The sequence below is a fragment of the Blastococcus xanthinilyticus genome (genome assembly GCF_008124835.1).
In the GTDB taxonomy this organism is placed as follows: domain Bacteria; phylum Actinomycetota; class Actinomycetes; order Mycobacteriales; family Geodermatophilaceae; genus Blastococcus; species Blastococcus xanthinilyticus.
Map to the genome: position 1 here is coordinate 63813 of NZ_VNHW01000002.1, position 23117 is coordinate 86929.

The window sequence follows — 23117 nt, forward strand, 5'->3', positions numbered from 1 at the left end:
CGACCGGGGGCGGTGGTCGGGACGCCGGAGGCAGCGGGTCAGCGCGCCGGTGGGCGGTGCTGCGCCCACGGCCGGACGCTCTCCACCACGGCGCCGAGTCGGAGCACGTCGGCGTCCGCCCACCACGGCCCGACGATCTGCAGGCCGGTCGGGAGGCCGTCGTCGCCGAACCCGGAGGGCACCGACGCCGCGGGGTGCCCGGTCAGGTTGAACGGGTAGAGGTAGGCGTTCCAGCCGTTCATCAGCCGCGGTTCCCGGCTGTCCGCGCTGTCCACCGCCGCCGGCGCGGTGGTCGGCAGGGTCGGCGTGACGAGGAAGTCCACCTGCTCGAACAGCGCCTGCACGCTCCGGTACAGGGCGCTGCGCGCCAGCCCCGCCAGCCGGTAGTCGCGCACCGTGTACACGCTGCCCTTCTCGATGAAGTCGATCAGCGTGGGGTCCAGCCGGTCGCCGTACTCGTCCCGGAAAGGGCCGTAGGCGACGAACTGGTGGGCGAAGTAGAGGACGCGGGCGGCCTCGGGGCTCCAGTCCAGGCCGCTCCCGACCTCGTCGACCTGCGCGCCCAGGTCCGCCAGCGCGGCGAGCGTCGCGGCGGTCCGGTCCTGCACGTCCTCGGCGACCGAGGTGTTCGCCATCCGGGGGACGTAGCCGATGCGGACCCCCGAGAGGTCGTTCCCGGTGAGCTGGGGCAGGCGGCGCGGCCGGCCGCCGCCGAGCGTCCACGGGTCGATCGGCGTCGGGCCGGTCAGGCACTCCATCATCAGCGCCGCGTCGGCGACCGTGCGGGTCAGCGGGCCCGCCGCCGCGTAGTTGGCGAACACGTCGCTGGCCTGCTCGTAGGGCACCGCGCCCGTGGTCGGCTTCAGCCCGACCACGCCGCACGCGCCCGCCGGGATCCTGATCGAGCCGGCGCCGTCCGTGCCCAGGCCGAGCGGGCCGAACCCGGCGGCCACCGCCGCCGCGGCTCCGCCGCTGGAGCCGCCGGCCGCGCGCGAGAGGTCCCAGGGGTTGCGGGTCACCCCGAACACGGGACTGTCGGTCACGCCCTTGTGGCCGAACTCGGGAGTCGTCGACTTCCCGACCATGATCGCCCCGGCGGAGTCCAGCCGCTGCACCAGGACGTCGTCGTGGTCGGGCACGTTGTCGGCGTAGACCACGGACCCGTAGGCGGTCCGGACCCCCGCCGTGGCGAACAGGTCCTTGATGTTGACCGGCACGCCGTGCAGCGGGCCGAGCTCGGCCCCGTCGATCACCGCCTGCTCGGCGCGGCGGGCCGCCGCCCGGGCCGACTCGGCGGTGACGGTCGCGAACGCGTTGACGTCCGCGTCGCCGGTGTCGATCGCGTCGAGGACGGCGTCCACGTACTCGACGGGGGAGAGTTCCTTGGCCCGGATCAGGGCCGCGGCCCGCGTCGCCGGGACGAAGAGCAGGTCGTTGTGGCTCATGCGCAGGTCCACGTCCTTCTCGGAGGGCACAGGTGGTTGGGGCCAGGCCTGCGGACCGGAGGGGCGACCGCGTTCTGGCGGGATCGCTGACACGAGGCGCAGATCGGACGTTCGTACTAAAACAAACCGCCGACGGCGGCCCCGTGGCGGCGAGACTAGCAGGGCGCGGCACCGGCGAGAAGGGCTCGCTTCGCCCCGTGCCCTAAAGGCAACCAGCCGACTCGTCCGCCGCTCCGAGTGCTGGTCGGGGCGTCGTGGTGCCCGCAGATTTCTTGGCCGACGCTCTTCCTTATTTCGGCCGCTCGCTACAAGATGACCGACATCCCACACCTGCTGGAGATGAACTTCCTCACAGCAGGCGGGGTGCTGTCCCCCGCGAGGAAGGACCACCGTGTCGCTGCTAGACGTTGCCGACTTCACCGTCGACCTCGACGGCGAGGAAGCCCCGATCTCGCTCGTCCGCGAGCTCTCCTTCTCCGTGGAGCGGGGGGAGTTCCTGTGCATCGTCGGGGAGTCCGGAAGCGGCAAGACGGTGGCCGCGCTCTCGCTGATGCGGCTGCTGGAGTTCACCGCGCCGGCCTCCCAGACCGGGGAGGCGCTCCTGGACGGCGAGGACCTCGTCGCGGCCAGCCAGGAGACCATGGCGGGGCTCCGCGGCCGCAAGATCGCCATGATCTTCCAGGAGGCGATGGAGGCGCTGAACCCGACGAAGGTGATCGGCGCCCAGCTGATCGAGGCCGTCCAGCAGCACCCCGGGGAACTCGGCGAGTCCGCCGGGTCCGGCCGGCGGGGCCTCGTCGAGGCCGCCCGCGCAAAGGCGGTCGACCTCCTGCGGCAGGTCGGCATCCCCGACCCCGTCGGCTGCATGGGGAAGTACCCGCACCAGCTCTCCGGCGGCATGCAGCAGCGGGCCATGATCGCCATGGCCCTCATGTGCGACCCCGAGCTCCTGATCGCGGACGAGCCGACGACCGCGCTCGACGTCACCATCCAGGCCGAGATCCTCACGCTGCTGGTGCGGCTGCAGCGCGAGCGCGGGATGGCCTGCATCCTGATCACCCACGACATGGGCGTCGCGGCCGAGATCGCCGACCGGGTGGCGGTCATGTACTCCGGGCGGCTCGTGGAGATCGGCCCCGTGCAGGAAATCCTGGCGAGCCCGCGCCACCCCTACACCCGGGCCCTGCTGGAGTGCGTACCGCGGGTCGGCCTGATCGCGCAGAAGGAACTGAAGACCATCCCCGGCTCGGTGCCGCACCCGGGCATGCACCTGCCGGGCTGCCGGTTCGCCCCCCGGTGCCACAACGCCTCCGACCGGTGCACGTCGGTCGAGCCCGCGCTCACCCCCGTGCCGGTGGCGGTCGGCGTCGGCGCCGCGGCCGCCCCTCCGGCCGCCGCCTTCCCGCCCGGCGAGCGACTGGCCGCCTGCTGGCACCCCGAGCCCGCGCTCCAGCCGCAGGATGCCGGGGAGTCCGCGCGCTTCGCCGACGCCCTGGTGGCGCCCTCGGGGGGAGCGGAGCCCTACCTGGTCCTCGACGCGGTGTCCAAGCGCTACGCCGCCAGCGCCCGTAGCGAGTCGCTGGGATCCCGCCGCGCGAGCGGTGGCGTGCTCGCCGTCGACAACGCGTCGGTGTCGATCGCCAAGGGCGAGTTCTTCGGCCTGGTGGGCGAGAGCGGGTCCGGGAAGAGCACCCTCGGCCGGCTCATCGCCAAGCTCGAGGCGCCGACCAGCGGATCGATCAGCGTCGGTGACGTCTCGGTGGAGCAGCTCAAGGGCCGCAAGCGGGTCCGCAGCTTCCGGCGGGACGTGCAGATCGTGTTCCAGGACACCACCGGCTCGCTGGACCCCCGGCAGACCATCGGCCGCTCGGTGAGCGAGCCGCTCCGGTCCCTGACCGACGTCCGCGGCGAGGCGCTCGAGGCCCGCGCCAAGGAGCTGCTCGAGACCGTCGGCCTGCCCCTGGCCTACTTCTCCAAGATGCCCTCGGAGCTCTCCGGCGGGCAGCGCCAGCGCGTCGCCATCGCGCGGGCGATCGCCTGCGACCCGCGGCTCGTGGTGGCGGACGAGCCGACGTCCGCGCTCGACGTGTCGGTGCAGGGCCAGATCGTCAACGTCCTGCGCCGGCTGCAGCGCGAGCTGGGCCTCACCTACGTGTTCATCACCCACAACCTGAGCCTGGTGCTGTCGGTCGCCGACCGGATCGGGGTCATGTACCTGGGCGCGCTGGTGGAGATCGCCGACGCCGCGACGCTCGTCCGTGCGCCCGCGCACCCGTACACGCAGGTGCTGCTGCAGGCGAACCCCGATCCGCACAACCCCCGGCGCCGGACGCCGGACACGGCGCACCCGCAGGCCCTCGGCCTGGACTCCGAGACCGCCCTCGTCGACCGGACGCAGGGCTGCCGCTTCCGGGACCGGTGCCCCCGGCGCCAGGAGCGGTGCGACGTCGAGTCCCCCGAGCTCACCGAGCGGCAGCCGGGCCAGTTCGCGGCCTGCCACTTCCCGCTCAACTGATCCAGCACCCGTTCCCGCCCGCCACCACCGATGTCCGCAGGTACCCGAGACAAGGAATGACATGAGAACTCGTAGCTCGTTCCAGGGAAAGCGCTCGTTCCGGTTGTCCCGACTGCGACTGGCCGCCGTGGGGACGGCCCTGGCGATGGGGCTCGCGGCCTGCGGATCGGGTGGGGAGGGGGCGACCCCCGCGGCCGAGGAATCCGGGACGCCGGTCGAGGGCGGCACCATCGTCGCCGCCCTGGCGGGTGACCCGCAGACCCTCGACGTGGCCCAGAACAGCGGGGCGCTGACCATCTACGTCGGCCAGAACGTCTTCGAGCAGCTGTTCCAGTTCGACGAGACCCTGACCCCGCGCCCGATGCTCGCCGAGGACTACACGATGTCCGACGACGGGCTGACCTACACGATCCCGCTGCGCGAGGGGATCACCTTCCACAACGGTGAGCCGATGACCGCCGAGGACGTGGTCGCCAGCCTCGAGCGGTGGATGGTCGTGTCCGGCCCCGGCAAGCTCGTCGCGGAGGACGTCGAGTCCATCACCGCCACGGACGACGCCACGGTGGAGATCGTCCTGAACAAGCCCCGGTACTCGCTGATCAGCGACCTGGCCGCCTACGTCCAGGCCGCCATCATCGTCCCCGCCGAGATCGCCCAGGCGGCCGGTGACCAGCCGATGGCCGACGACCAGATCATCGGGACCGGCCCGTTCAAGCTGGGGGAGTACACCCACGGCCAGCGGATCGTGCTCGAGAAGAACCCGGAGTACACGGCGATCGAGGAGGACTGGGGCGGTTTCGCCGGCGCGAAGCGGGCGTACGCGGACGAGCTCGAGTTCCGCTTCGTCGCCGACCCGACCCAGCAGCTGAACGGCCTGCAGACCGGGCAGTTCCACTGGGCGCAGTCGGTCAGCCCCGACCAGTACGAGGCCATCAAGGACAACCCCGCCCTCACCGTGGAGGTCACCGACACCGGCCTGGTCAGCACGGTGCTGCTGAACCACGACCCGGCGTCCCCGTTCAGCGACCTCAAGGCGCGGCAGGCCATGAACATGCTGATCGACAAGGAGGCCATGTCCCGGGCGGCCTTCGGTCCCGACATCCTGTGGACGCCGCTGAGCGGATCGTTCGCCTTCGAGATCAACGAGCCGATGTACTCCGACGCCGGGCAGGACGTCTACGAGACGTACGACCCGGACCAGGCCAAGGAGCTGTTCACCGAGGCCGGGGTCACCGCGGACACCCCGATCCGCATCGCGACCACCCAGACCTACGAGAAGTACTACCAGATGGCCGTCGTCATGCAGGCCCAGCTGGAGGAGATCGGCCTGACCGCTCAGGTGGACGTCTTCGACTTCCCCACCATGATCGACCGGCTGACCACCGCCCCGACCTCGTGGGACATCAGCATGACCGGCTTCAGCGGCATCCCCGGGGCGCCCAGCCAGGTCAACTACCTGACGCCGACCTGGCCCGGTGGGTACAAGTCGCCGAAGATGGACGCACTGCTGGCCGAGTACAACCAGGCCACCAGCGCTGACGAGGCCCACGACATCGTCGACCAGATCCAGCAGACCGTGTGGGACGAGATCCCGGTCATCCCGATCTCCCCGAACAAGAGCCTGCAGGTCTCCAGCTCGAAGCTGCAGAACCTGTCCACGTTCCGGCCCGGGGTCTTCTGGAACACCTGGCTGGCCGGCTAGGCCCTCGACGGAGGAGTGGAAAGGAGCGGCAGATGGCTGGTCTGGTCCTCAGACGGATCCGGGATCTCGTGATCGTCCTGTTCCTCGTGGGCACGGCGATGTTCTTCATCATCCACCTGATCCCCGGGAACCCGGCGATCGCGCTGCTGGGCCCGTACGCGACCCAGGAGCAGATCGCGGACCTCACGGCTTCGCTGGGGCTGGACCAGCCGCTGTTCACCCAGTACGTCACCTGGCTCGGCAATCTCGTGCAGGGCGACATGGGGAGCTCGCTCATCTTCGCCCAGCCCGTGCTGCCGGTGATCCTCGATCACGTCACGCCGACGATCCTGCTCGCGCTGGGCAGCACGATCATCAGCGCCGTGATCGCTGTTCCCCTGGCGATCCACGCGGCCGCCAAACCGCGGTCGCTGTGGGCCCGGATGGTGACGCCGGTGACCGCGTTCGGCCTGGCCATGCCCTCGTTCTGGCTGGCGCTGGTGCTGGTCCTGGTCTTCGGCGTCATCTTCCAGGTGCTGCCCACCAGCGGGTACGTGGACTTCGGGTCCGACCCGGGGGAGGCGGTCAAGTACCTCGTCCTCCCGATCGTCGTCCTCGTCGCGCACCAGGCCGCGCTGTTCGTCGCGACCCTGCGCGAGAGCATGTCCGGCGAGCTGCTGAGCCTCTACCTGCGCTCGGCACGGGCCAAGGGCGTCAGGGAACGGGGGGTGCTCTACCGGCACGCGCTCCCCAACGCGCTGCTGCCCGCGATCACCGTCATCGGCAGCAGCTTCGGCAACGTCCTGGGCGGGGTGGTCGTGATCGAGACCGTGTTCTCCATCCCGGGGTGGGGGCAGCTCCTCTACAACGGGATCACCTCGCGCGACTACCAGTTGATCATCGGGGTCACCCTGATGATCGCCGTGGTCTACGTCGTCGTGAACCTCATCGCCGACCTGCTCTACCTGGTCGCCGACCCGCGGGTGCGTGTCCGATGAGCGTCGAAGCGGTCCTCATCAAGAACGAGGAGCCCGGGGTAGTCGGCGACCAGCGCCCTCCGCGGCGCGGGCGGTTCAGCGGCTGGCGGCGGGGGCTGTCGGGGCTGTGGCAGCGGGACGCCCCGGCCGTCATCTGGGCGGTCGTGCTGCTGCTCATGGTGCTGGTGTCGGCCCTCGGGCCGTTCTTCCTGACCTCACCCGACGCCATCGAGCCGGCCAACCGGCTGATGCCGCCCTCGGCGGACCACCCGTTCGGCACCGACGAGTACGGCCGTGACCTGCTCTCCCGGGTCGTCTCCGCGGGCCGGGTGTCGCTCGGCCTGGGCATCCTGATCACCGTCGTCGCCGTGGTGATGGGCACGCTCGTCGGCTCGGTCGCCGGCTTCTACGAGCGCTCCTCCGGCGTGCTGATGCGGCTGATGGACGCGCTGATGGCCTTCCCGGCGATCGTGCTCGCGATCGCCCTGGTCATCTCGCTGCGGTCGGGGATCTGGAGCGAGATCATCGCCCTGGGCGTCGTCTTCATCCCCTACGTCGCCCGCGTCGTGCGCAGCCGCGTCCTGACGCTGCGGGAGCGCGGGTACGTCACCGCTGCCCGCGCGGCGGGTGTCTCCGGGCCGCGGATCCTGCTGACCCACATCCTGCCCAACGCGGCCCCGGCGATCCTGGTGCAGGCGGTGTTCGTCTACGCGTCGGCGCTGCTGGCCGACGCCGCGCTGAGCTTCCTCGGCCTGGGCGTCCAGCCGCCCACGCCGACCTGGGGGAACATGATCGGCGAGGCGCGCACCTTCATCACCCTGGCGCCAGGCTTCATGATCTTCCCCGGCCTCGCCATCGTGATCAGCGTGATGGCGCTCAACCTGGTCGGTGACGGGGCGCGCGGCCTGATCGACCAGCGTGCGCGCGCGGTGCTCGAGCTCGAGCGGGTGCGGAAGAAGCAGGGCAAGGAGCAGCGCCGCCGTCGCTCCCCGGCGGCTCCCGCCGTCGACTGACCGCGTCCAGCAGCCGCAATCGCCGCCGGGCCGCCGCGCGGCACGACCAGAGGAGTGCACGTGAGCGACACGGAGCTGTGGGCGCGACCGGCCACGGAGCTGGCGGAGCTGATCCGGGAGAAGTCGGTCTCACCGGTCGAGATCCTCGACTCGGTGCTCGACCGGTTGGACGCCGTCGAACCGACGGTCCACGCGTTCATCACCGTCACCGACGACCTGGCGCGGGCAGAGGCGGCCGCGGCGGCCGAGCGGGCGCGGCGCGGTGAGCTGATCGGGCCGATGGACGGCATCCCGTACTCGATCAAGGACCTGGAGAACACCGCGGGCATCCGCACCACGCTCGGGTCGATGTTCTTCACCGACAACGTCCCCGACACCGACAGCGTGGTGGCCGGCCGGCTGCGGTCCAGCGGTGGCGTCCTGCTCGGCAAGACGAACACCCCGCACTTCGGCTACAAGGACATGGCCGACAATCTCGTCGCCGAGACCACCGTCAACCCGTGGGACCCGACGCGCACGGTCGGTGGCTCCTCCGGCGGTGCCGCGGCCGCCGTGGCCGCGGGGCTCGGCCCGCTGGCGCAGGGATCCGACGGGGCGGGGTCGATCCGGATCCCGGCGGCGCTGTGCGGGGTCGTCGGCTTCAAGCCCTCGTTCGGTCGCATCCCGGTGCACCCGGGCCGGGAGTACTGGTCCCACCGCACCCACAACGGCCCGCTGACCCGCACCGTCGCGGACGCCGCGCTCATGACCGCGGTGATGGCCGGCGACGACGACCGCGACGCCCTGTCGCTGACCTCCGAGCTCGGGGAGTTCCTGCCGCCGCCGCCGTCGGCGCACCCGCTGGCCGGGCGGAAGGTCCGCTGGAGCCCGGACCTCGGGTACGGGCTCGTGAGCGCGGAGGTGGCCCGCGTCGTCGCCGGTGCGGTGCAGGGGCTGGCGGAGCTGGGCTGCGAGGTCGAGGAGAAGGTCCCCGGGTGGGAGGACCCCAGCTCCTTCCACCGGGTCATCTACACCAGCCAGATCGCCGCCGGGATCGGCCCGCTCGCCGACCGCCACCCGGAGTGGATCGAGGACACGCTGATGCAGCTGATCTCGGTCGGCCGGTCGTTCTCGGCGGTCGAGCTCAAGACGGCGGAGATCCAGCGGGGTGCGCTCTACAACGCCGCCCGGAGCCTCTTCGAGGAGATCGACTTCCTCGTCACCCCCGCGATGCCGCTGGTGGCGTGGCCGGCGGAACCGGGGCCGGGCCTCCGGGAGATCGACGGGACGCCGCTGCCGCCGCACATGGGGCGGTCCTACGCGGTCAACCCGTTCAACCTGACCGGGCAGCCGGCCATCACCGTCCCGTGCGGCTGGACCGAGGCGGGGCTACCGGTGGGTGTGCAGATCGTCGGCCGCCGGAACTCCGACATCGACGTGCTGGAGTTCGCGCACGTGCTGGAGCAGCACCTGGCGCTCACCGACCGGTGGCCGGCGCTGCCGTGACCGCCCGCTCCGGGCACCCGCCCGACCGCCGCGTCCCGCCGGGAGAGCCCGCCGTGCAGCGGCAGTTCCCCGGACGGTTCGAGCCCGGGTGGTTCAGTTTCCGGCCGCTGTGCGGGAGCATGGTGGGGATGCAGCCGGACCTCTGCGAGTGACCCCGGGCGGAACCGGCAGAATCGGGTGCGACTCACGGGTGCGCCCCCAGTTCTCACCGACCGGCGCGGGATAGGCCCAGGGGGGCACAGCTTGCCGAAGATCGTCGACCACAACGAACGCCGTCAGTCCGTCATCGAGGCGACCTGGCGGGTGATCGCCCGGGAGGGCATCGCCAACGCGACCACGCGGGAGATCGCCCGCGAGGCCAACTGCTCCAGCGGGATCCTGGCGCACTACTTCAAGGACAAGGCCGACATCATGGCCTCGGCCATGCTGGCCGCGCACGCCGAGGTGCACGTCCGCCTCGACCCGCGGCTGACCGGCGTGGCGTCGGTGCGCCAGTACATGCTGGAGTGCCTGCCGCTCGACGAGCGCCGCCGCTTCCTGGCCGTCATCGAGGTCAGCTTCTGGGGGCAGGCGGTCGGCAACCCCCGGCTGGTCGAGGTGAACGCCAACGAGATGGACAGCTTCCGCCGGAAGCTGCGCATCCGCCTGGTCGAGGCCCAGGAGCAGGGGGAGCTCAAGCCCGAGGTCGACGTCGAGGCCGTCGTCCGCGAGCTGCACGTGCTGATGGACGGGCTGAGCATCCAGGCGGCGCTCTACCCGCACAGCGCCCCCAAGAAGGAGCAGGTCGCCATGCTCGACGCGATCCTCGACCGGATCCGCCGGCACCCCGGCTGAGCCGCCCCGGAGCCCAGGGGGGCGCTCAGACCGGCGCGACCGCCGACCAGCGCACGGTCACCTCACCGTGCCGCCACCTCCGGCTCGAGCCCACCAGCGGCCAGCCCTGCTCGCCGAGCGCCTCCACCGCCGCGGTCCAGCGCTGCCGCGGGCCGAAGGCGCTCATCCCGGCCGCCGCGGCCCACGTCGCGTCGAAGGCGCGGAGGAACTCGTGCACCGGCTGCCCGGGCACGTTGTGGTGGATCAGCGCCTTGGGCAGCCGCTCGGCGAGGTCCGAGGGCGTCGCGATGTCCGAGACCCGGGTGGCCAGCGTGAGGGTGAGCGGGCCGTCGGCGTCCAGCGCCACCCACGTGGAGCGGCGTCCCCACTCGTCGCAGGTGCCCTCGACCACCAGCCCGCCGGGGGCCAGGGCGGCGCACATGGTGTCCCAGGCCCGGGCGGCCGACTCCTCGTCGTACTGGCGCAGCACGTTGAACGCCCGCACGAGCACCGGTCGCAGGCCGGCCAGCTCGAAGCCGCCCACCCGGAAGTCCACCCGCGGCGGATCCCGGTCCGCGGCCACCGCCGCCACCCGCTCCGGGTCGATCTCCAGCCCCACGACCTCCAGCCCGGCCACCTCGGGGCCGAGGCGCTCGACCAGCTCCAGCGTGGTCACCGCCGACGCGCCGTAGCCCAGGTCGACGACCAGCGGCCGGGCGGAGTCGCGCAGCCGTGGCACCTGGGTCGCCACGATCCACCGGTCCACCCGCCGCAGCCGGTTGGCGTTGGTGGTGCCGCGGGTCGGGAGGCCGAGTGCGCGGGCGCGTCCCGCGGCCAGCCGCGGGGCCCGGCGCCGGGGCTGAGGGGACAGCGAGGCCCGGCGCTTGTGCTCGTCGCCCGCCTCGCTCACCGGGAGGCAGCCTAGTCCCGGCTACCGTCGACCCGTGCAGCTGCGATCCGACGTCCCGCTCGCGGAGCTCACCACCCTCGCGGTGGGTGGCCCGGCCGAGCGGCTGGTGGAGGCCGAGACCGCCGACGAGCTGGTGGCGGCGGTGCGCGACGCCGACGAGGCCGGCCGGCCGCTGCTGCTCATCGGCGGTGGGTCGAACCTGATCGCCCCGGACGAGGGCTGGCCCGGTGACGTGGTCGCCGTCCGCAGCCGGGGCATCGAGCGGCGGGGCGACGCGCTGACCGTGCAGGCGGGGGAGGACTGGGACGCCCTCGTCGCGCACACGGTGGCGGACCGGCTGGCCGGCATGGAGGCGCTCTCGGGCATCCCCGGCTCGACCGGGGCCACCCCGGTGCAGAACGTCGGCGCCTACGGCCAGGAGGTGGCGCAGACCATCACCGCCGTCCGCGTGTACGACCGCGCCGAGAAGGCCGAACGCACCCTGTCCCCGGCCGACTGCGGCTTCGCCTACCGCGACAGCCGGCTCAAGCGGGAGCCGGGCCGGTTCGTCGTCCTCGACGTGACCTTCGCCCTCGACGCCGGCGACCTGTCCCGGCCGGTGGGCTACGCGGAGCTGGCCCGCAGCCTCGGCGTCGCGATCGGGGAGCGCGCGCCGCTGGCCGACGTCCGGGAGGCGGTGCTCGCGCTGCGCCGCGGCAAGGGGATGGTCTGGGACCCCGCCGACCCCGACTCCCGCAGCGCCGGGTCGTTCTTCACCAACCCGATCGTGCCCGCCGGCTCGGCCGTCGAGGCGTGCCCCAGCTGGCCGGCCGGCGACGGGCTGGTCAAGCTGAGCGCCGCCTGGCTGGTGCAGCACGCCGGGTTCGGCCGCGGCACGAGGGAGGGGCGCGTGGGGACGTCGTCCCGGCACAGCCTCGCGCTCACCACCTCCGACGGCGCCACCGCCGCGGAGCTGCTCGCCTTCGCCGGGCGGATCGTCGACACCGTGCGGGAGCGGTTCGGCGTCACCCTGGAGCGGGAGCCGACCACACCGTCGCCCTACCGGGCGACACCGCATCCAGCTGCCGTTCCCCCCGTGCGCTGAGCCGCTGAGTCGCGCCTGCCCGGGACCCTCCGGGCCCTCCTCGGCGCGACCACGCTCAGCCGGCGCGCAGGTCCAGGTGCATCACGTGCAGCCCGACGAACCCGTGCTCGGGGTGCTCGAAGGCCTCGGGCACGGTGCCGACGACGCGGAAGCCCAGCGAGCGCCACAGCGCGACGGCGGCCGTGTTCGTCTCGACCACGGCGTTGAACTGCATCGCCCGGTAGCCGTCCGCACGCGCCGCGGCGACCACGTGCTCGCCGAGCGCCCGGCCCGCCCCGCGGCCCTGCGCGGCCGGGTCGACCATGAAGCTCGCCGTCGCGACGTGGGAGCCCCGCCCCGGGCGGTTCGGGCCGGTCTTCGCGCTGCCGAGCACGCGGTCGCCGTCCACGGCGACGAACGTGCGCCCCGGTGACGGCTCCATCCACAGCGGACGGGCCGCCTCCATCGACAGCCCGGCGGGGTAGGCGTAGGTCTCCCCGGCGTCGACCACCGCCCGGAAGATCGGGTGGATCGCGGGCCAGTCGTCCTCGGTCGCCTCCCGGATCTGCACGCCTCAGTCCTCCCGGGCGACCTTGTGCTGCGCGGCCTGGGCGCGCGGGCGCAGCACGAGCAGGTCGACGTTCACGTGGTGCGGCCGGGTGAGCGCCCACGCGATGCAGTCGGCGACGTCGTCGGCCACCAGGGGCTCGCGCACGCCCCGGTAGACGGCGTCGGCCTTGCCCTGGTCGCCGGTCCGGTTGAGCGAGAACTCCTCCGTCTTCACCATCCCGGGGGCGATCTCGATCACCCGGACAGGCTCACCGCACAGCTCCAGCCGCAGCGTCTCGGCCAGCGTGTGCACCCCGTGCTTGGCCGCCGTGTACGACGCCCCGCCCTCGTAGGAGATCAGCCCGGCGGTGGAGCCCACGAACAGCACGTCGCCGGCGCCGGACGCGCGCAGCTTCGGCAGCAGCGCCTTCGTCAGCCGGACGGTGCCGAGCACGTTCACGTCGTAGGTCCGGGCCCACGAGTCCAGGTCGGCGTCGGCCACGGGGGCGGAGTCGAAGGCGCCGCCGGCGTTGTTGACCAGCACGTCCACCCGGTCGAGGGCGGCGGTGAAGGCGTCGACCGAGCCGGGGTCGGTGACGTCGAGGGGGAGGGCGCGGGCGCCGATCGAGCTGGCGAGGGCCTCGAGCCGGTCCACCCGGCGGGCGCCGATCACGACGTCGAAGCCCTCGGCGGCGAGGCGGGTGGCCGTGGCCGCGCCGATCCCGCTCGAGGCCCCGGTGACGACGGCGGTGCGACCGGTGCCGGGCAGGGAGCCGTCCCCCGCAGGGGTCGAGGGTGAGGTACCTGACATGCCCCCATCCTGACCCTGTTGCAAGATGGAGGACCGACAGGGGTGCTGGTCGGGGACCCTCGCACAGAGCAGAGCGGAGGTCCACGTGCCCGCTCGCCGCTACCCCGGCTCCCGCATGCCGTCCCGGGTGGCCACCCTCTCGGTGCACACCAGCCCGCTGGACCAGCCCGGGGCCGGTGACGCCGGGGGCATGAACGTCTACATCGTCGAGGCCTCCCGCCGGCTGGCCGCCCGCGGCATCGCCGTCGACGTCTTCACGCGGGCGACCTCCAGCGACCTTCCGCCGGTGGTCCAGATGTGCCCCGGGGTCACCGTGCGGCACGTCAGCGCGGGCCCGTTCGAGGGCCTGGGCAAGGAGGAGCTGCCCGCGCAGCTGTGCGCGTTCACCGCGGCGGTGCTGCGCGAGGAGGCCCAGCACGAGCCCGGGTACTACGACGTCGTGCACTCGCACTACTGGCTCTCCGGCCAGGTGGGCTGGCTGGCGCGCGACCGGTGGAGCGTGCCGCTGATCCACACCGCGCACACCCTGGCCAAGGTCAAGAACGAGGCGCTGGCCGACGGCGACCGCCCCGAGCCCCGCGCCCGCGTGATCGGCGAGGAGCAGGTGGTGGCCGAGGCCGACCGGCTGGTCGCCAACACCGACGAGGAGGCCCGCCAGCTGGTGCGGCTCTACGGCGCCGACCCCGCCCGCACGCTGGTCGTGCCGCCCGGGGTCGACCTGGACCGGTTCACCCCGGGCAGCCGGCCGGCGGCCCGCCGGGCGACCGGCATGGCCGAGGACGCCGTCGTCCTGCTGTTCGTGGGCCGGATCCAGCCGCTCAAGGCGCCGGACGTGCTGCTGACCACCGCCGCCCGGATGCTGGCCGCGGACCCCGCGCTGCGGTCCCGGCTTGAGGTGCACGTGGTCGGGGCGCCGAGCGGCTCGGGCCTGGAGGCCCCGCGCCAGCTCGAGGAGCTGGCCGCCGCCCTCGGCATCGCCCGCCTCGTCCGGTTCCACCCGCCGCAGCCGCCCGAGCGGCTGGCCGACTTCTACCGCGCCGCCGACGTCACCGTGGTGCCCAGCCACAACGAGTCCTTCGGGCTGGTCGCGCTGGAGTCCCAGGCCTGCGGCACCCCCGTCGTGGCCGCAGCGGTCGGCGGGCTGCCGACGGCGGTCCGGGACGGCGTCTCCGGTGTCCTCGTCGACGGGCACGACCCCGGCGACTACGCCGCCGCGGTCCGGGCGGTGCTGGCCCGCCGCGAGCTGCTGGCCGCCGGCGCCCGCCGGCACGCCGCCCGGTTCTCCTGGGACCGCACCGCGGACGCCCTCGTCGAGGCGTACGCATCGGCCGCCGTGGACATGGCCGCCGGGCCGGTGCGCCCGGCCCGGGAGCGGCGCGGCGGGGCACTGCGGGCGCTGCCGGGGATGGGGGTGGCCCGGTGAGCCGGTCGTCGGGAGCCCGCGGCGTCGCCGAGCTTGACGCCGTGATCGAGCAGACGCTGCGGGACAGCGAGCTGGTGCACGACCACCCGCGCCCGGGCACCTGGCTGGTGGACCTCCCCGGCAGCAAGAAGCTCAAGACCGTCTGCGGGCTGATCGTGGGGGAGCACTCGCTCCGGGTCGAGGCGTTCGTCTGCCGCCAGCCCGACGAGAACCGCGAGCAGCTGTGGACCTACCTGCTCCAGCACAACGCCCGCATGTACGGCGTGGCCTACTCGGTCGACGCGGTGGGCGACATCTACCTGACCGGCCGGCTGCCGCACGCCGCCGTCACGCCCGAGGAGCTCGACCGGGTCCTGGGCGCGGTGCTCAGCTACGCCGACGACCACTTCAACACCATGCTCGAGATCGGGTTCGGCACCTCGATCCGCCGCGAGTGGGAGTGGCGGGTGAAGCGGGGGGAGTCCCTGCGCAACCTCGAGGCGTTCACCGCCTTCGTCGAGTCCGCGCAGCGCACCGGCGGGCATCCCACCGGCGCCGACCCCGCCTCGGGGGCGTGACCGCGACGGACAAGTCGCAGCCGGGCGCGGTGGCGCCCGGGGACGAGCTGCCACCCGGCTACGCGCGGCGCTGGTGGGTGCTGGCCACCATGACGGTCTGCCTGCTCGTCGTGATCATGGGGAACACGATCCTCAACGTCGCCCTGCCCACGCTGCAGCGGGAGCTGGACGCCACCCAGGGCGAGCTCCAGTGGGTGGTGGACGCCTACATCCTGGTGTTCGCCGGGCTGCTGTTCACCTGGGGCGTCATCGGCGACCGGATCGGCCGCCGCCGGGTGCTGCTGATCGGGCTCGGCATCTTCGCCGTGGGCTCGGTGTTCGCCGCGCTGAGCGACAGCCCGCTGGAGCTCATCGGCTGGCGCGCGGTGATGGGCCTCGGCGGTGCGGCGGTCCAGCCGACGACGCTGGCGGTCATCACCAACGTCTTCCCGGCCCGCGAGCGCGGGCGGGCGATCGGGGTGTGGGCCGGGACGGCGGGGATCGCCGTCGCGGGTGGCCCGCTGGCCGGCGGCGCGGTGCTGGAGCACTTCTGGTGGGGGGCGGTCTTCCTCGTCGGCGTCCCCGTGGCGCTGCTCGGCGTCGTCGCCGTGCTCGCCTTCGTCCCGGAGTCGAAGGACCCCTCCCCGGGCCGGCTCGACCTGCCCGGCGTGCTGCTGTCCATCGTCGCGCTCGCCGGCCTGGTCTACGGGATCATCCACGGCGGCAGCGGCGCCGGCTGGGGCACGGCCGGCGTCCTGGTGCCGCTGGTGGGCGGCGTCGTCCTGCTGGCGCTCTTCGTCTGGCTGCAGCGGCGGTCGGCCCACCCGGCGCTGGACGTCTCGCTGTTCCGCAACCCGGCGTTCTCCGCGGCCGCGGCGGCGCTCGGGCTCAACTTCTTCGCGCTCCTGGGCGCCACCTTCTACCTGGTCTTCTACCTGCAGGGCGTGCGCGGGTACTCGCCGCTGCAGAGCGGTGCGGCGCTGATCCCGGTGGCCCTCGGCATGGCGCTCATGGCGCCCCGGAGCTCCGGGCTGGCCGAGCGGTTCGGGGCCAAGGCCGTCTGCGCGACGGGCTTCGTGCTGATCACGCTGTCGTTCCTGGGCGTGCAGCTGCTGGACCTCACCTCGCCGGTGTGGCTGCTCCTCGCGGTGCTCTCGGTGCAGGGCCTGGGCATGGGCGCGGTGATGGCGCCGGCGACGGAGTCGATCATGTCCGTCGTCCCCCGGGAGAAGGCCGGCGCGGGCGCGGCGGTGAACAACTCGGTCCGCCAGGTCGGCGGTGCCCTCGGCGTCGCCATCCTGGGGTCGCTGCTCGCCGCGTCCTACGCGGCCCAGCTGGGGGACGACGTCGACCGGTTGCCCGCCGGCGCCCGCGACGGGGCCAGCCAGTCGATCGTCGCGACCCTGGACGTGGTGCGGCGCGTGACGGCCGAGGGGACGCCGGAGGCGGCCCGGGCCGCGGGCGAGCTGGTGGCGCCGGCCCGGGAGGCGTTCGTCTCGGCCATGCACACCACGGCGATCGGCACCGCCGCGGCCACCTCCGTCGCGGCGGTCGTCGTCCTCCTGTGGCTCCCGGGCCGGCGCGAGCGGGAAGCGGACCCGCGCGGCTGATCGGCCCCCGGTGCAGCGGAGATGTCGGTGGCCGGGGCTGCCCGGCCGCACGGCGTCGGGCAGGATGGCGCCCGTGACGACCTCCCCCGGAACGCTGGTGCTGCTCCGCCACGGCGAGAGCGAGTGGAACAAGGCCAACCTCTTCACCGGGTGGGTGGACGTCCCGCTGACGGACAAGGGCCGGCAGGAGGCCGCCCGCGGGGGCCGGCTGATGGTCGAGCACGGGGTGCTCCCCGACGTCTCACACACCTCGCTGCTCCGGCGGGCGATCATGACCGCCGAGCTCGCCCTGCACGAGGCCGACCGGCAGTGGATCCCGGTGCAGCGGTCGTGGCGGCTCAACGAGCGGCACTACGGCGCGCTGCAGGGCAAGGACAAGGCCGCGACGCTCGCCGAGTACGGCGAGGAGCAGTTCATGACCTGGCGCCGCTCCTACGACACCCCGCCCCCGCCGATCGAGCCGGGCAGCGAGTACTCCCAGGACGGCGACGCCCGCTACGCCTTCCTGCCGCCGGAGGCCCGGCCGACGACGGAGTGCCTGGCCGACGTGGTCGTCCGGATGCTGCCCTACTGGTACGACGCGATCGTGCCCGACCTGCGGATGGGCCGGACCGTGCTCGTCGCGGCGCACGGCAACAGCCTGCGTGCCCTGGTGAAGCACCTCGACGGCATGGGCGAGGACGAGGTCGTGGGGCTGAACATCCCCACCGGCATCCCGCTGCGCTACGACCTCGACGACGACCTGCGACCGGTGAAGCCCGGTGGCCAGTACCTCGACCCCGACGCCGCCGCCGCCGCGATCGAGGCGGTCAAGAACCAGGGCAAGCACTGATGAACCGACCCCGGAGGGGTCGGTGAGGAGGTGCTGGAGCCGCCCTGCGAGGGCTCACTCTGCGCAACCACGCGTTGTCGCGCCGAGTGGACCCCCGTAGGGGGTCCGGGCAGGCGCGACGCAGCGGCTCAGCTCGCGCCGGGGACGGCTGCTGGCCGCGGTGCGGTCCGGAGGACCGCGATGTCACGGTCCGGGCAGGCGCGACGCAGCGGCTCAGCTCGCGCCGGGGACGGCTGCTGGCCGCGGTGCGGTCCGGAGGACCGCGATGTCACGGTCCGGGCAGGCGCGACGCAGCGGCTCAGCTCGCGCCGGGGACGGCTGCTGGCCGCGGTGCGGTCCGGAGGACCGCGATGTCACGGCTCAGACCGCGTAGCGCTCCCCGGTCACCAGGTAGTCCACGCGGCGGGCGACGCTGACCGCGTGGTCGGCGAAGCGCTCGTAGTAGCGGCCGAGCAGGGTGATGTCGATGGCCGTCTCGACGCCGTGCGGCCAGTCCTCGCTGAGCAGCTGCCGGAACAGCCCCCGGTGCAGGGTGTCCATGGCGTCGTCGTCGGTCTCGAGCTCCCGGGCGGCCTCGAGGTCGCGCTTGGCGATGACCGTGGCCGCCTTGGTGATGAGCAGCTCGGCGACCTGCCCGGCCTCCAGGAACGCCGGGCGGACGTCCTGCGGCACGGCGTGATCCGGGAAGCGCATGCGAGCCACCTTGGCGATGTGCTCGGCGAGATCGCCCATCCGCTCCAGGTCGCTGACGATCCGCATGGCGGTGGTGATGACCCGCAGGTCGCCGGCGACCGGCTGCTGCCGGGCCAGCAACGTGAAGCAGCGCTGCTCGATGCTCTCGCGCGTGGCGTCGATCTCCTGGTCGCCGGCGATCACCAGATCCGCCAGCGCGACGTCGGCGTCCAGCAGCGCGGTCGTCGCGGTACTCATCGCCGACCCGACGGCGTTGGCCATGGCGACCAGGCAGCCGTTGATGTCGTCGAGTTCCTCGCGGTAGCTGTCCCGCACGGGTCGTCCTCTCGTCGTGATTCCCTGGCGACAGTAGGCGGGCCAGGAACCGGCCCGGTCGCCGCCCGGTGAACGTCGGTCCACCCCACGGTGAACAGTGACCCGTCCGAGCGGTGAACCCGGGCCGGATTGCTGTTCACCCGGCGTAACGGACCTAGCATCTGAGCTGTGAGTCCACTGGTCGCCCTGGTGGTCGGCCTCCTCCTGGGTGGGGTGGTGGCCGCCACCGTCATCATCCGCTCTCGTTCCGATTTCGGGCAGGCCCCCGACGGAGCGACCGTCCCCGTGCCCGAGAGCGCTCTGGTCCGGCGGCTGGTGGACCTGATGGACCCCGCGATCGTCGTGGTGGGTGTGGACGACGCCGTGGTCCTGGCCAACCCGGCGGCGCGTGCCCTGGGCATCGTGCGGGGCACCCGGCTGCTCGTGCCCGAGCTGCTCGAGCTGGCGCACGCCGCCCGGACCGGGGCCAGCCGGCGCGGGGACATCCGCCTGCCCGGTGACCTGGTCGGCGCCGGGCCCCGCCTGGTCGGGGTGCACGCCGTCCGGCTGGAGAGCGGCTCCGGGCGGCCGCCCGGGCCGGTGGCCCTCGTCCTGCAGGACGTCACCGAGGCCCGGCGGGTGGAGGCGGTGCGCCGCGACTTCGTGGCCAACGTCGGGCACGAGCTCAAGACGCCGGTGGGCGCCCTCGCCCTGCTGGCCGAGGCCATCGAGGGCGCCGCCGACGACCCGGAGGCGGTGCAGCGGTTCGCCGCCCGGATCGCCCACGAGGCCGACCGGCTGGCCCGCCTGGTGCGCGAGCTCATCGACCTCTCCCGGCTGCAGGGCGGTGAGCCCCTCCCGGAGCTGGTGCCGGTCGAGGTCGACCGGGTGCTCGGCGAGGCGGTCGACCGCACCCGCACCGCGGCCCGCGCCAAGAACCTGGAGATCGTGCTCGGCGGGCAGCCCGACCTGGTGGTGCGCGGCGTGGAGAGCCAACTGGTCACCGCCGTCACCAACCTGCTGGCCAACGCGGTGGCGTACAGCACCGGGAACAGCCGGGTCGCGGTGGGCGCCCGCGCGCGGTCGGGGTTCGCCGAGATCGCCGTCACCGACAGCGGGATCGGCATCCCGCGGGCCGACCGGCACCGGGTCTTCGAGCGGTTCTACCGGGTCGACCAGTCCCGGGCCAGCAGCACCGGAGGTACCGGGCTGGGTCTGGCCATCGTCAAGCACGTCGCGAGCAACCACGGTGGATCCGTCGCCGTCTGGAGCGAGGAGGGGCTGGGGTCCACGTTCACCCTGCGCATCCCGCTGGCCGGCGCGGTCGACCAGCCGGCGGCCGAGCCGCCTTCCGTTCCCCCCTCCCAGAAGATGGAGATCGAGCGTTCATGAGCCGAGTGCTGGTCGTCGAGGACGAGGAGTCCTTCTCCGACGCGTTGTCCTACATGCTGCGCCGGGAGGGGTTCGAGACGGTTGTGGCCGCGACCGGCCCCGACGCCCTCGCCGAGTACGACCGCGGCGGGGCGGACATCGTCCTGCTGGACCTGATGCTCCCCGGGTTGCCGGGGACCGAGGTGTGCCGCGCGCTGCGGTCCCGGGGGAACGTGCCGATCATCATGCTCACCGCCAAGGACGGCGAGATCGACAAGGTGGTCGGGCTGGAGCTCGGCGCCGACGACTACGTGACCAAGCCGTACTCGGCGCGGGAGCTGGTGGCCCGCATCCGCGCGGTGCTGCGCCGGCGCGGCGAGGTCGCCGACGCGCCGGCCGCCGGCGAGGGCGGCGTGCTGACGGCCGGGCCGGTCCGGATGGACGTGGAGCGGCACGTGGTCGCGGTCGACGGCGAGCAGGTGGCGCTGCCGCTCAAGGAGTTCGACCTGCTCGAGTTCCTGCTCCGCAACGCCGGCCGGGTGCTCACCCGGGCGCAGCTGATCGACCGCGTCTGGGGCTCTGACTACGTCGGCGACACCAAGACCCTCGACGTCCACGTCAAGCGGCTGCGGGCCAAGCTCGAGCCCGACCCCGCGAACCCGAAATACCTGCTGACGGTGCGGGGCCTGGGCTACAAGCTCGAGACCTGACGAAGGACCCCGTCCTCCCCACCCCTCGCACACGCTCGGGGTGGGACCCGGGACGGGGCCGGGGTTCGCCTTGCTCAGCTCTTGAGGTCGTCGATCTTCTTGGATGCGTCGGCCTTCGAGATGTCCTCGGGGATCTCCTCGTCGGTGCCCCGGGCGAGCGTCTCGAGGTAGCTCTTCTGCGCTCCGGTGGCGGGCTCGTCACCGGTCACCCAGGTGTCCGGGTCCTTCTCGGTGGTCTGGTCGGCAGCGGTCGGTTCGCTCATGTGTTCGATGCTAGGCCGGGTGCAGCTCCGGCGCCTGCCGGACGGGGGCGGCGGCGCGGGCGGCCCGCGTCGCCGCCCACCGGCGGCCGGTGGGGTAGGCGTGGACCGCGCCGCAGGTGGGGCACTCGACGTGCAGCGCGATGTGCGTCGGGTGGTTGGTGACCGAACGGATGCGCCGGTCGGCCACGAGTTCGTCGGTCCCGGTGACGGGGCAGGTGATCAGCAACATGGGAGGAGCCTGGCGCCGCCCACCCGTCCGCACGAGTGGCAGGAGTGACCACTACCGCATGGTTCCTGCCATGATGACGGCATGGCTCTCCCCGACCGTCCGCTCGTGGTCAGCGTCGTCGTCGCCGACGGCCTCGTCGGCAGCTTCGGCCTCGGCGTCTCCTGCGAGGTGTTCGGCTACGACCGCCGGTCCATGGGCCTGCCGTCGTTCGACTTCGGCCTGGTGACGGAGGCGCCGGGCGCACTGCGCACCGACACCGGCATCCCGATCACCGTCGAGCACGGGCTGGAGCGCCTGGCGCACTCCGACATCGTCTCGATCACCGCGTGGGACCTGTTCGACCGCGTCCCCTCGCCCGCGCTGCTCGACGCGTTCCGGGCGGCGCACGCCCGCGGCGCCACGATCATCAGCCACTGCACCGGTGCCTTCGTGCTCGCCGCCGCCGGGCTGCTCGACGGCAGGCGGGTCACCACGCACTGGAAGTACGCCGGCGAGCTGGCCGCGCGCTATCCCGCTCTCGACGTCGACCCGTCGGTGCTCTACGTCGACAACGGGCAGGTCATCACCGGTGCGGGGACGGCCGCCGGTGTCGACACCCTGCTGCACTTCGTGCGGCGCGAGTGGGGGGCCGGCGCTGCGAACGCCCTCGCGCGCGAGATGGTCGTGCCCCCGCACCGGGACGGCGGGCAGGCACAGTTCATCGACGCCCCCGTGCCCGCCTGCCAGGACGACCTGCTGGGCATCGTCCTCGGCTGGGCCGCGGCCCACCTCGCCGAGGACATCGGCGTCGAGGACCTGGCCCGCCGCGCGCTCATGAGCCCGCGCACCTTCGCTCGGCGGTTCAAGGCCACCACCGGGACGACCCCGCACGCCTGGCTGCTCGCGCAGCGGCTCGCCGCGGCGGAGGAGCTGCTGGAGAACAGCGACGCCTCGATCGAGGAGATCGCCCGGCTGGTCGGGTTCGGCACCGCGGCGGGGCTGCGCGAGCAGTTCGGCCGCCGGCGCGGGGTCTCCCCGCGCGCCTACCGGCAGACCTTCCGCGCCACCGGGTCAGGGAGCGGGCCGGTGCCGGTGCAGCTCGACGGGCACCGCACGGCGGGGAGCCAGGTCGGGGCTGGCCGGGTGCGGCGCGACGAGACCCAGGTCGAGGCGGGCCTCGGTCAGCCGGCGTAGCTCCGCGTACGCGGGCTCGCCGAGCAGCGCCGTCAGCTCCGCGGCGTAGGTCAGCACCAGCGGCTCGGGGGAGACGTGCGCCGTCGGGGACCCGGTGCACCACCAGTGCAGGTCGGCGCCTCCCGGCCCCCAGCCGCGCCGGTCGAACTCCCCGATGCTCGACACCAGCACCCGGCTGCCGTCGGGTCGGTCCACGTGCTCCTGCTCGCGGCGGACCGGCAGCTGCCAGCACACGTCGGGCTTGGTGGTGAGCGGGTGCAGCCCGGTGCGCAGCGCCATGCCGTGCAGGGCGCAGCCGGTGCCGCGGGCGAAGCCCGGGCGGTTGAGGAAGACGCAGGCGCCGTCGACGACCCGGGTCCGCAGCGACCGCACGGCTGCCGCGTCCCCGTCGCCGTCGTCCGCGGTGTCCTCCTCGGTCCACGCGCCGCGCCCGACGGGGGCCAGCTGCCAGTCCTGGTCGGTCAGGTCGGCGACCGCCGCGGTCACCCGGTGCAGGTCGTCCTCGTCGGTGAAGAAGGCGCCGTGGCTGCAGCACCCGTCGTCCGGCCGGCCCTCGACGACGCCGGCGCAGCCCCGGCCGAAGACGCAGGTCCACGCCGAGGTCAGCCAGGTCAGATCGGCCCGGACGACGTGCTCGGGGTCGGCGGGGTCGGGGAACTCCACCCACTCCCGGGCGAAGTCCGGTCCGACCTCCTCGGGGGGGTCGCTGCGCACCGGCCCA

Annotated in this window: 21 protein-coding genes and 1 pseudogene; 14 read left to right on the forward strand and 8 right to left on the reverse strand. The window is 73.4% G+C overall.

The window, feature by feature from the left end; all coding sequences use genetic code 11:
* Window positions 1-38: 38 nt before the first annotated feature.
* Window positions 39-1445, reverse strand: a complete 1407-nt coding sequence (locus BD833_RS03125; RefSeq protein WP_166531692.1) for an amidase — start codon at window positions 1443-1445, stop codon at window positions 39-41.
* 391 nt (window positions 1446-1836) lie between these two features.
* Here BD833_RS03125 and BD833_RS03130 point away from each other — a divergent pair, with 391 nt between their 5' ends.
* The 6 genes from BD833_RS03130 (at window position 1837) to BD833_RS03155 (ending at window position 9950) form a co-directional block, all read left to right on the forward strand.
* Window positions 1837-3960 carry a dipeptide ABC transporter ATP-binding protein gene (locus tag BD833_RS03130; RefSeq protein WP_166531693.1) on the forward strand — a complete coding sequence of 708 codons (2124 nt, stop codon included), beginning with the start codon at window positions 1837-1839 and terminating at the stop codon, window positions 3958-3960.
* Between the two features lie 61 nt (window positions 3961-4021).
* Complete coding sequence (locus BD833_RS03135) at window positions 4022-5662, forward strand: ABC transporter substrate-binding protein (RefSeq protein ID WP_166531694.1); 1641 nt, start codon at window positions 4022-4024, stop codon at window positions 5660-5662.
* Window positions 5663-5694: 32 nt separating this feature from the next.
* A complete protein-coding gene (locus BD833_RS03140) occupies window positions 5695-6639 on the forward strand; it encodes an ABC transporter permease (RefSeq protein WP_166531695.1) in 945 nt (314 codons plus the stop codon).
* A complete protein-coding gene (locus BD833_RS03145; protein ID WP_166531696.1) occupies window positions 6636-7631 on the forward strand; it encodes an ABC transporter permease in 996 nt (331 codons plus the stop codon). Before BD833_RS03140 ends, BD833_RS03145 begins: the two co-directional genes overlap by 4 nt.
* A 60-nt stretch (window positions 7632-7691) precedes the next feature.
* On the forward strand, window positions 7692-9116 hold the full coding sequence (locus BD833_RS03150; RefSeq protein WP_166531697.1) for an amidase: 1425 nt from the start codon (window positions 7692-7694) through the stop codon (window positions 9114-9116).
* Window positions 9117-9359: 243 nt separating this feature from the next.
* Window positions 9360-9950: a TetR/AcrR family transcriptional regulator gene (locus BD833_RS03155; protein WP_166531698.1), complete on the forward strand. Its 591-nt coding sequence runs from the start codon at window positions 9360-9362 to the stop codon at window positions 9948-9950.
* Window positions 9951-9975: 25 nt separating this feature from the next.
* On the opposite strand, the gene BD833_RS03160 is transcribed toward BD833_RS03155, so the two are convergent.
* Window positions 9976-10839, reverse strand: a complete 864-nt coding sequence (locus tag BD833_RS03160; RefSeq protein ID WP_166531699.1) for a class I SAM-dependent methyltransferase — start codon at window positions 10837-10839, stop codon at window positions 9976-9978.
* A 34-nt stretch (window positions 10840-10873) separates the two neighbouring features.
* Between BD833_RS03160 and BD833_RS03165 the strand changes: the two genes are divergently transcribed.
* Window positions 10874-11923 (forward strand): UDP-N-acetylmuramate dehydrogenase, encoded by a 1050-nt coding sequence (locus BD833_RS03165; RefSeq protein WP_166531700.1) that lies wholly within the window; start codon window positions 10874-10876, stop codon window positions 11921-11923.
* Between the two features lie 55 nt (window positions 11924-11978).
* Here the strand turns inward: BD833_RS03165 and BD833_RS03170 are convergent, their stop codons facing one another.
* Both BD833_RS03170 and BD833_RS03175 read right to left on the reverse strand, forming a co-directional pair.
* Window positions 11979-12473, reverse strand: a complete 495-nt coding sequence (locus BD833_RS03170) for a GNAT family N-acetyltransferase (protein WP_166531701.1) — start codon at window positions 12471-12473, stop codon at window positions 11979-11981.
* 3 nt (window positions 12474-12476) lie between these two features.
* Window positions 12477-13262 (reverse strand): SDR family oxidoreductase, encoded by a 786-nt coding sequence (locus BD833_RS03175; protein WP_166531702.1) that lies wholly within the window; start codon window positions 13260-13262, stop codon window positions 12477-12479.
* An 85-nt stretch (window positions 13263-13347) separates the two neighbouring features.
* On the opposite strand from BD833_RS03175, the gene mshA reads away from it, so the two are divergent.
* The 4 genes from mshA to BD833_RS03195 all read left to right on the forward strand — a co-directional run bounded on the left by mshA (window position 13348) and on the right by BD833_RS03195 (window position 17663).
* Window positions 13348-14685, forward strand: a complete 1338-nt coding sequence (gene mshA / locus BD833_RS03180) for a D-inositol-3-phosphate glycosyltransferase (RefSeq protein ID WP_243737419.1) — start codon at window positions 13348-13350, stop codon at window positions 14683-14685.
* A complete protein-coding gene (locus BD833_RS03185; RefSeq protein ID WP_166531703.1) occupies window positions 14682-15242 on the forward strand; it encodes a YbjN domain-containing protein in 561 nt (186 codons plus the stop codon). The genes mshA and BD833_RS03185 overlap by 4 nt, the downstream gene beginning before the upstream one ends.
* The gene (locus BD833_RS03190) at window positions 15239-16831 is read left to right on the forward strand and encodes an MFS transporter (protein WP_166531704.1); all 1593 of its coding nucleotides are present in this window, start codon (window positions 15239-15241) and stop codon (window positions 16829-16831) included. Before BD833_RS03185 ends, BD833_RS03190 begins: the two co-directional genes overlap by 4 nt.
* A gap of 73 nt (window positions 16832-16904) precedes the next feature.
* A complete protein-coding gene (locus tag BD833_RS03195) occupies window positions 16905-17663 on the forward strand; it encodes a phosphoglyceromutase (protein WP_166531705.1) in 759 nt (252 codons plus the stop codon).
* Window positions 17664-18023: 360 nt separating this feature from the next.
* Here the strand turns inward: BD833_RS03195 and phoU are convergent, their stop codons facing one another.
* Window positions 18024-18671, reverse strand: a complete 648-nt coding sequence (phoU, locus tag BD833_RS03200; protein ID WP_166531706.1) for a phosphate signaling complex protein PhoU — start codon at window positions 18669-18671, stop codon at window positions 18024-18026.
* A gap of 168 nt (window positions 18672-18839) precedes the next feature.
* On the opposite strand from phoU, the gene BD833_RS03205 reads away from it, so the two are divergent.
* Window positions 18840-20042, forward strand: coding sequence for a sensor histidine kinase (locus BD833_RS03205; protein ID WP_166531707.1), 1203 nt, complete (start codon window positions 18840-18842; stop codon window positions 20040-20042).
* Entirely contained in the window at window positions 20039-20731 is a 693-nt protein-coding gene (locus tag BD833_RS03210; RefSeq protein WP_166531708.1) for a response regulator transcription factor, read from the forward strand. The genes BD833_RS03205 and BD833_RS03210 overlap by 4 nt, the downstream gene beginning before the upstream one ends.
* A gap of 74 nt (window positions 20732-20805) precedes the next feature.
* On the opposite strand, the gene BD833_RS03215 is transcribed toward BD833_RS03210, so the two are convergent.
* Together BD833_RS03215 and BD833_RS03220 are read right to left on the reverse strand one after the other, a co-directional pair.
* Window positions 20806-20994, reverse strand: a complete 189-nt coding sequence (locus tag BD833_RS03215) for a DUF3072 domain-containing protein (protein WP_166531709.1) — start codon at window positions 20992-20994, stop codon at window positions 20806-20808.
* 10 nt (window positions 20995-21004) lie between these two features.
* Complete coding sequence (locus BD833_RS03220) at window positions 21005-21223, reverse strand: hypothetical protein (protein ID WP_166531710.1); 219 nt, start codon at window positions 21221-21223, stop codon at window positions 21005-21007.
* 192 nt (window positions 21224-21415) lie between these two features.
* Between BD833_RS03220 and BD833_RS03225 the strand changes: the two are divergent.
* Window positions 21416-22243 (forward strand): annotated as a pseudogene (locus tag BD833_RS03225) (helix-turn-helix domain-containing protein); the annotation flags it as partial.
* A gap of 30 nt (window positions 22244-22273) precedes the next feature.
* Here the strand turns inward: BD833_RS03225 and BD833_RS03230 are convergent.
* Entirely contained in the window at window positions 22274-23110 is an 837-nt protein-coding gene (locus tag BD833_RS03230) for a DUF3109 family protein (RefSeq protein ID WP_243737420.1), read from the reverse strand.
* Between the last annotated feature and the right edge of the window lie 7 nt (window positions 23111-23117).

Excerpts from the sequence above, each read along its gene's own strand:
- BD833_RS03125 (WP_166531692.1), bottom strand. The coding sequence starts at position 1,445 with ATGAGCCACAACGACCTGCTCTTCGTCCCGGCGACGCGGGCCGCGGCC.
- BD833_RS03135 (WP_166531694.1), top strand. The coding sequence starts at position 4,022 with ATGAGAACTCGTAGCTCGTTCCAGGGAAAGCGCTCGTTCCGGTTGTCC.
- BD833_RS03140 (WP_166531695.1), top strand. The coding sequence starts at position 5,695 with ATGGCTGGTCTGGTCCTCAGACGGATCCGGGATCTCGTGATCGTCCTG.
- BD833_RS03145 (WP_166531696.1), top strand. The coding sequence starts at position 6,636 with ATGAGCGTCGAAGCGGTCCTCATCAAGAACGAGGAGCCCGGGGTAGTC.
- BD833_RS03175 (WP_166531702.1), bottom strand. The coding sequence starts at position 13,262 with ATGTCAGGTACCTCACCCTCGACCCCTGCGGGGGACGGCTCCCTGCCC.
- BD833_RS03210 (WP_166531708.1), top strand. The coding sequence starts at position 20,039 with ATGAGCCGAGTGCTGGTCGTCGAGGACGAGGAGTCCTTCTCCGACGCG.
- BD833_RS03215 (WP_166531709.1), bottom strand. The coding sequence starts at position 20,994 with ATGAGCGAACCGACCGCTGCCGACCAGACCACCGAGAAGGACCCGGAC.
- BD833_RS03220 (WP_166531710.1), bottom strand. The coding sequence starts at position 21,223 with ATGTTGCTGATCACCTGCCCCGTCACCGGGACCGACGAACTCGTGGCC.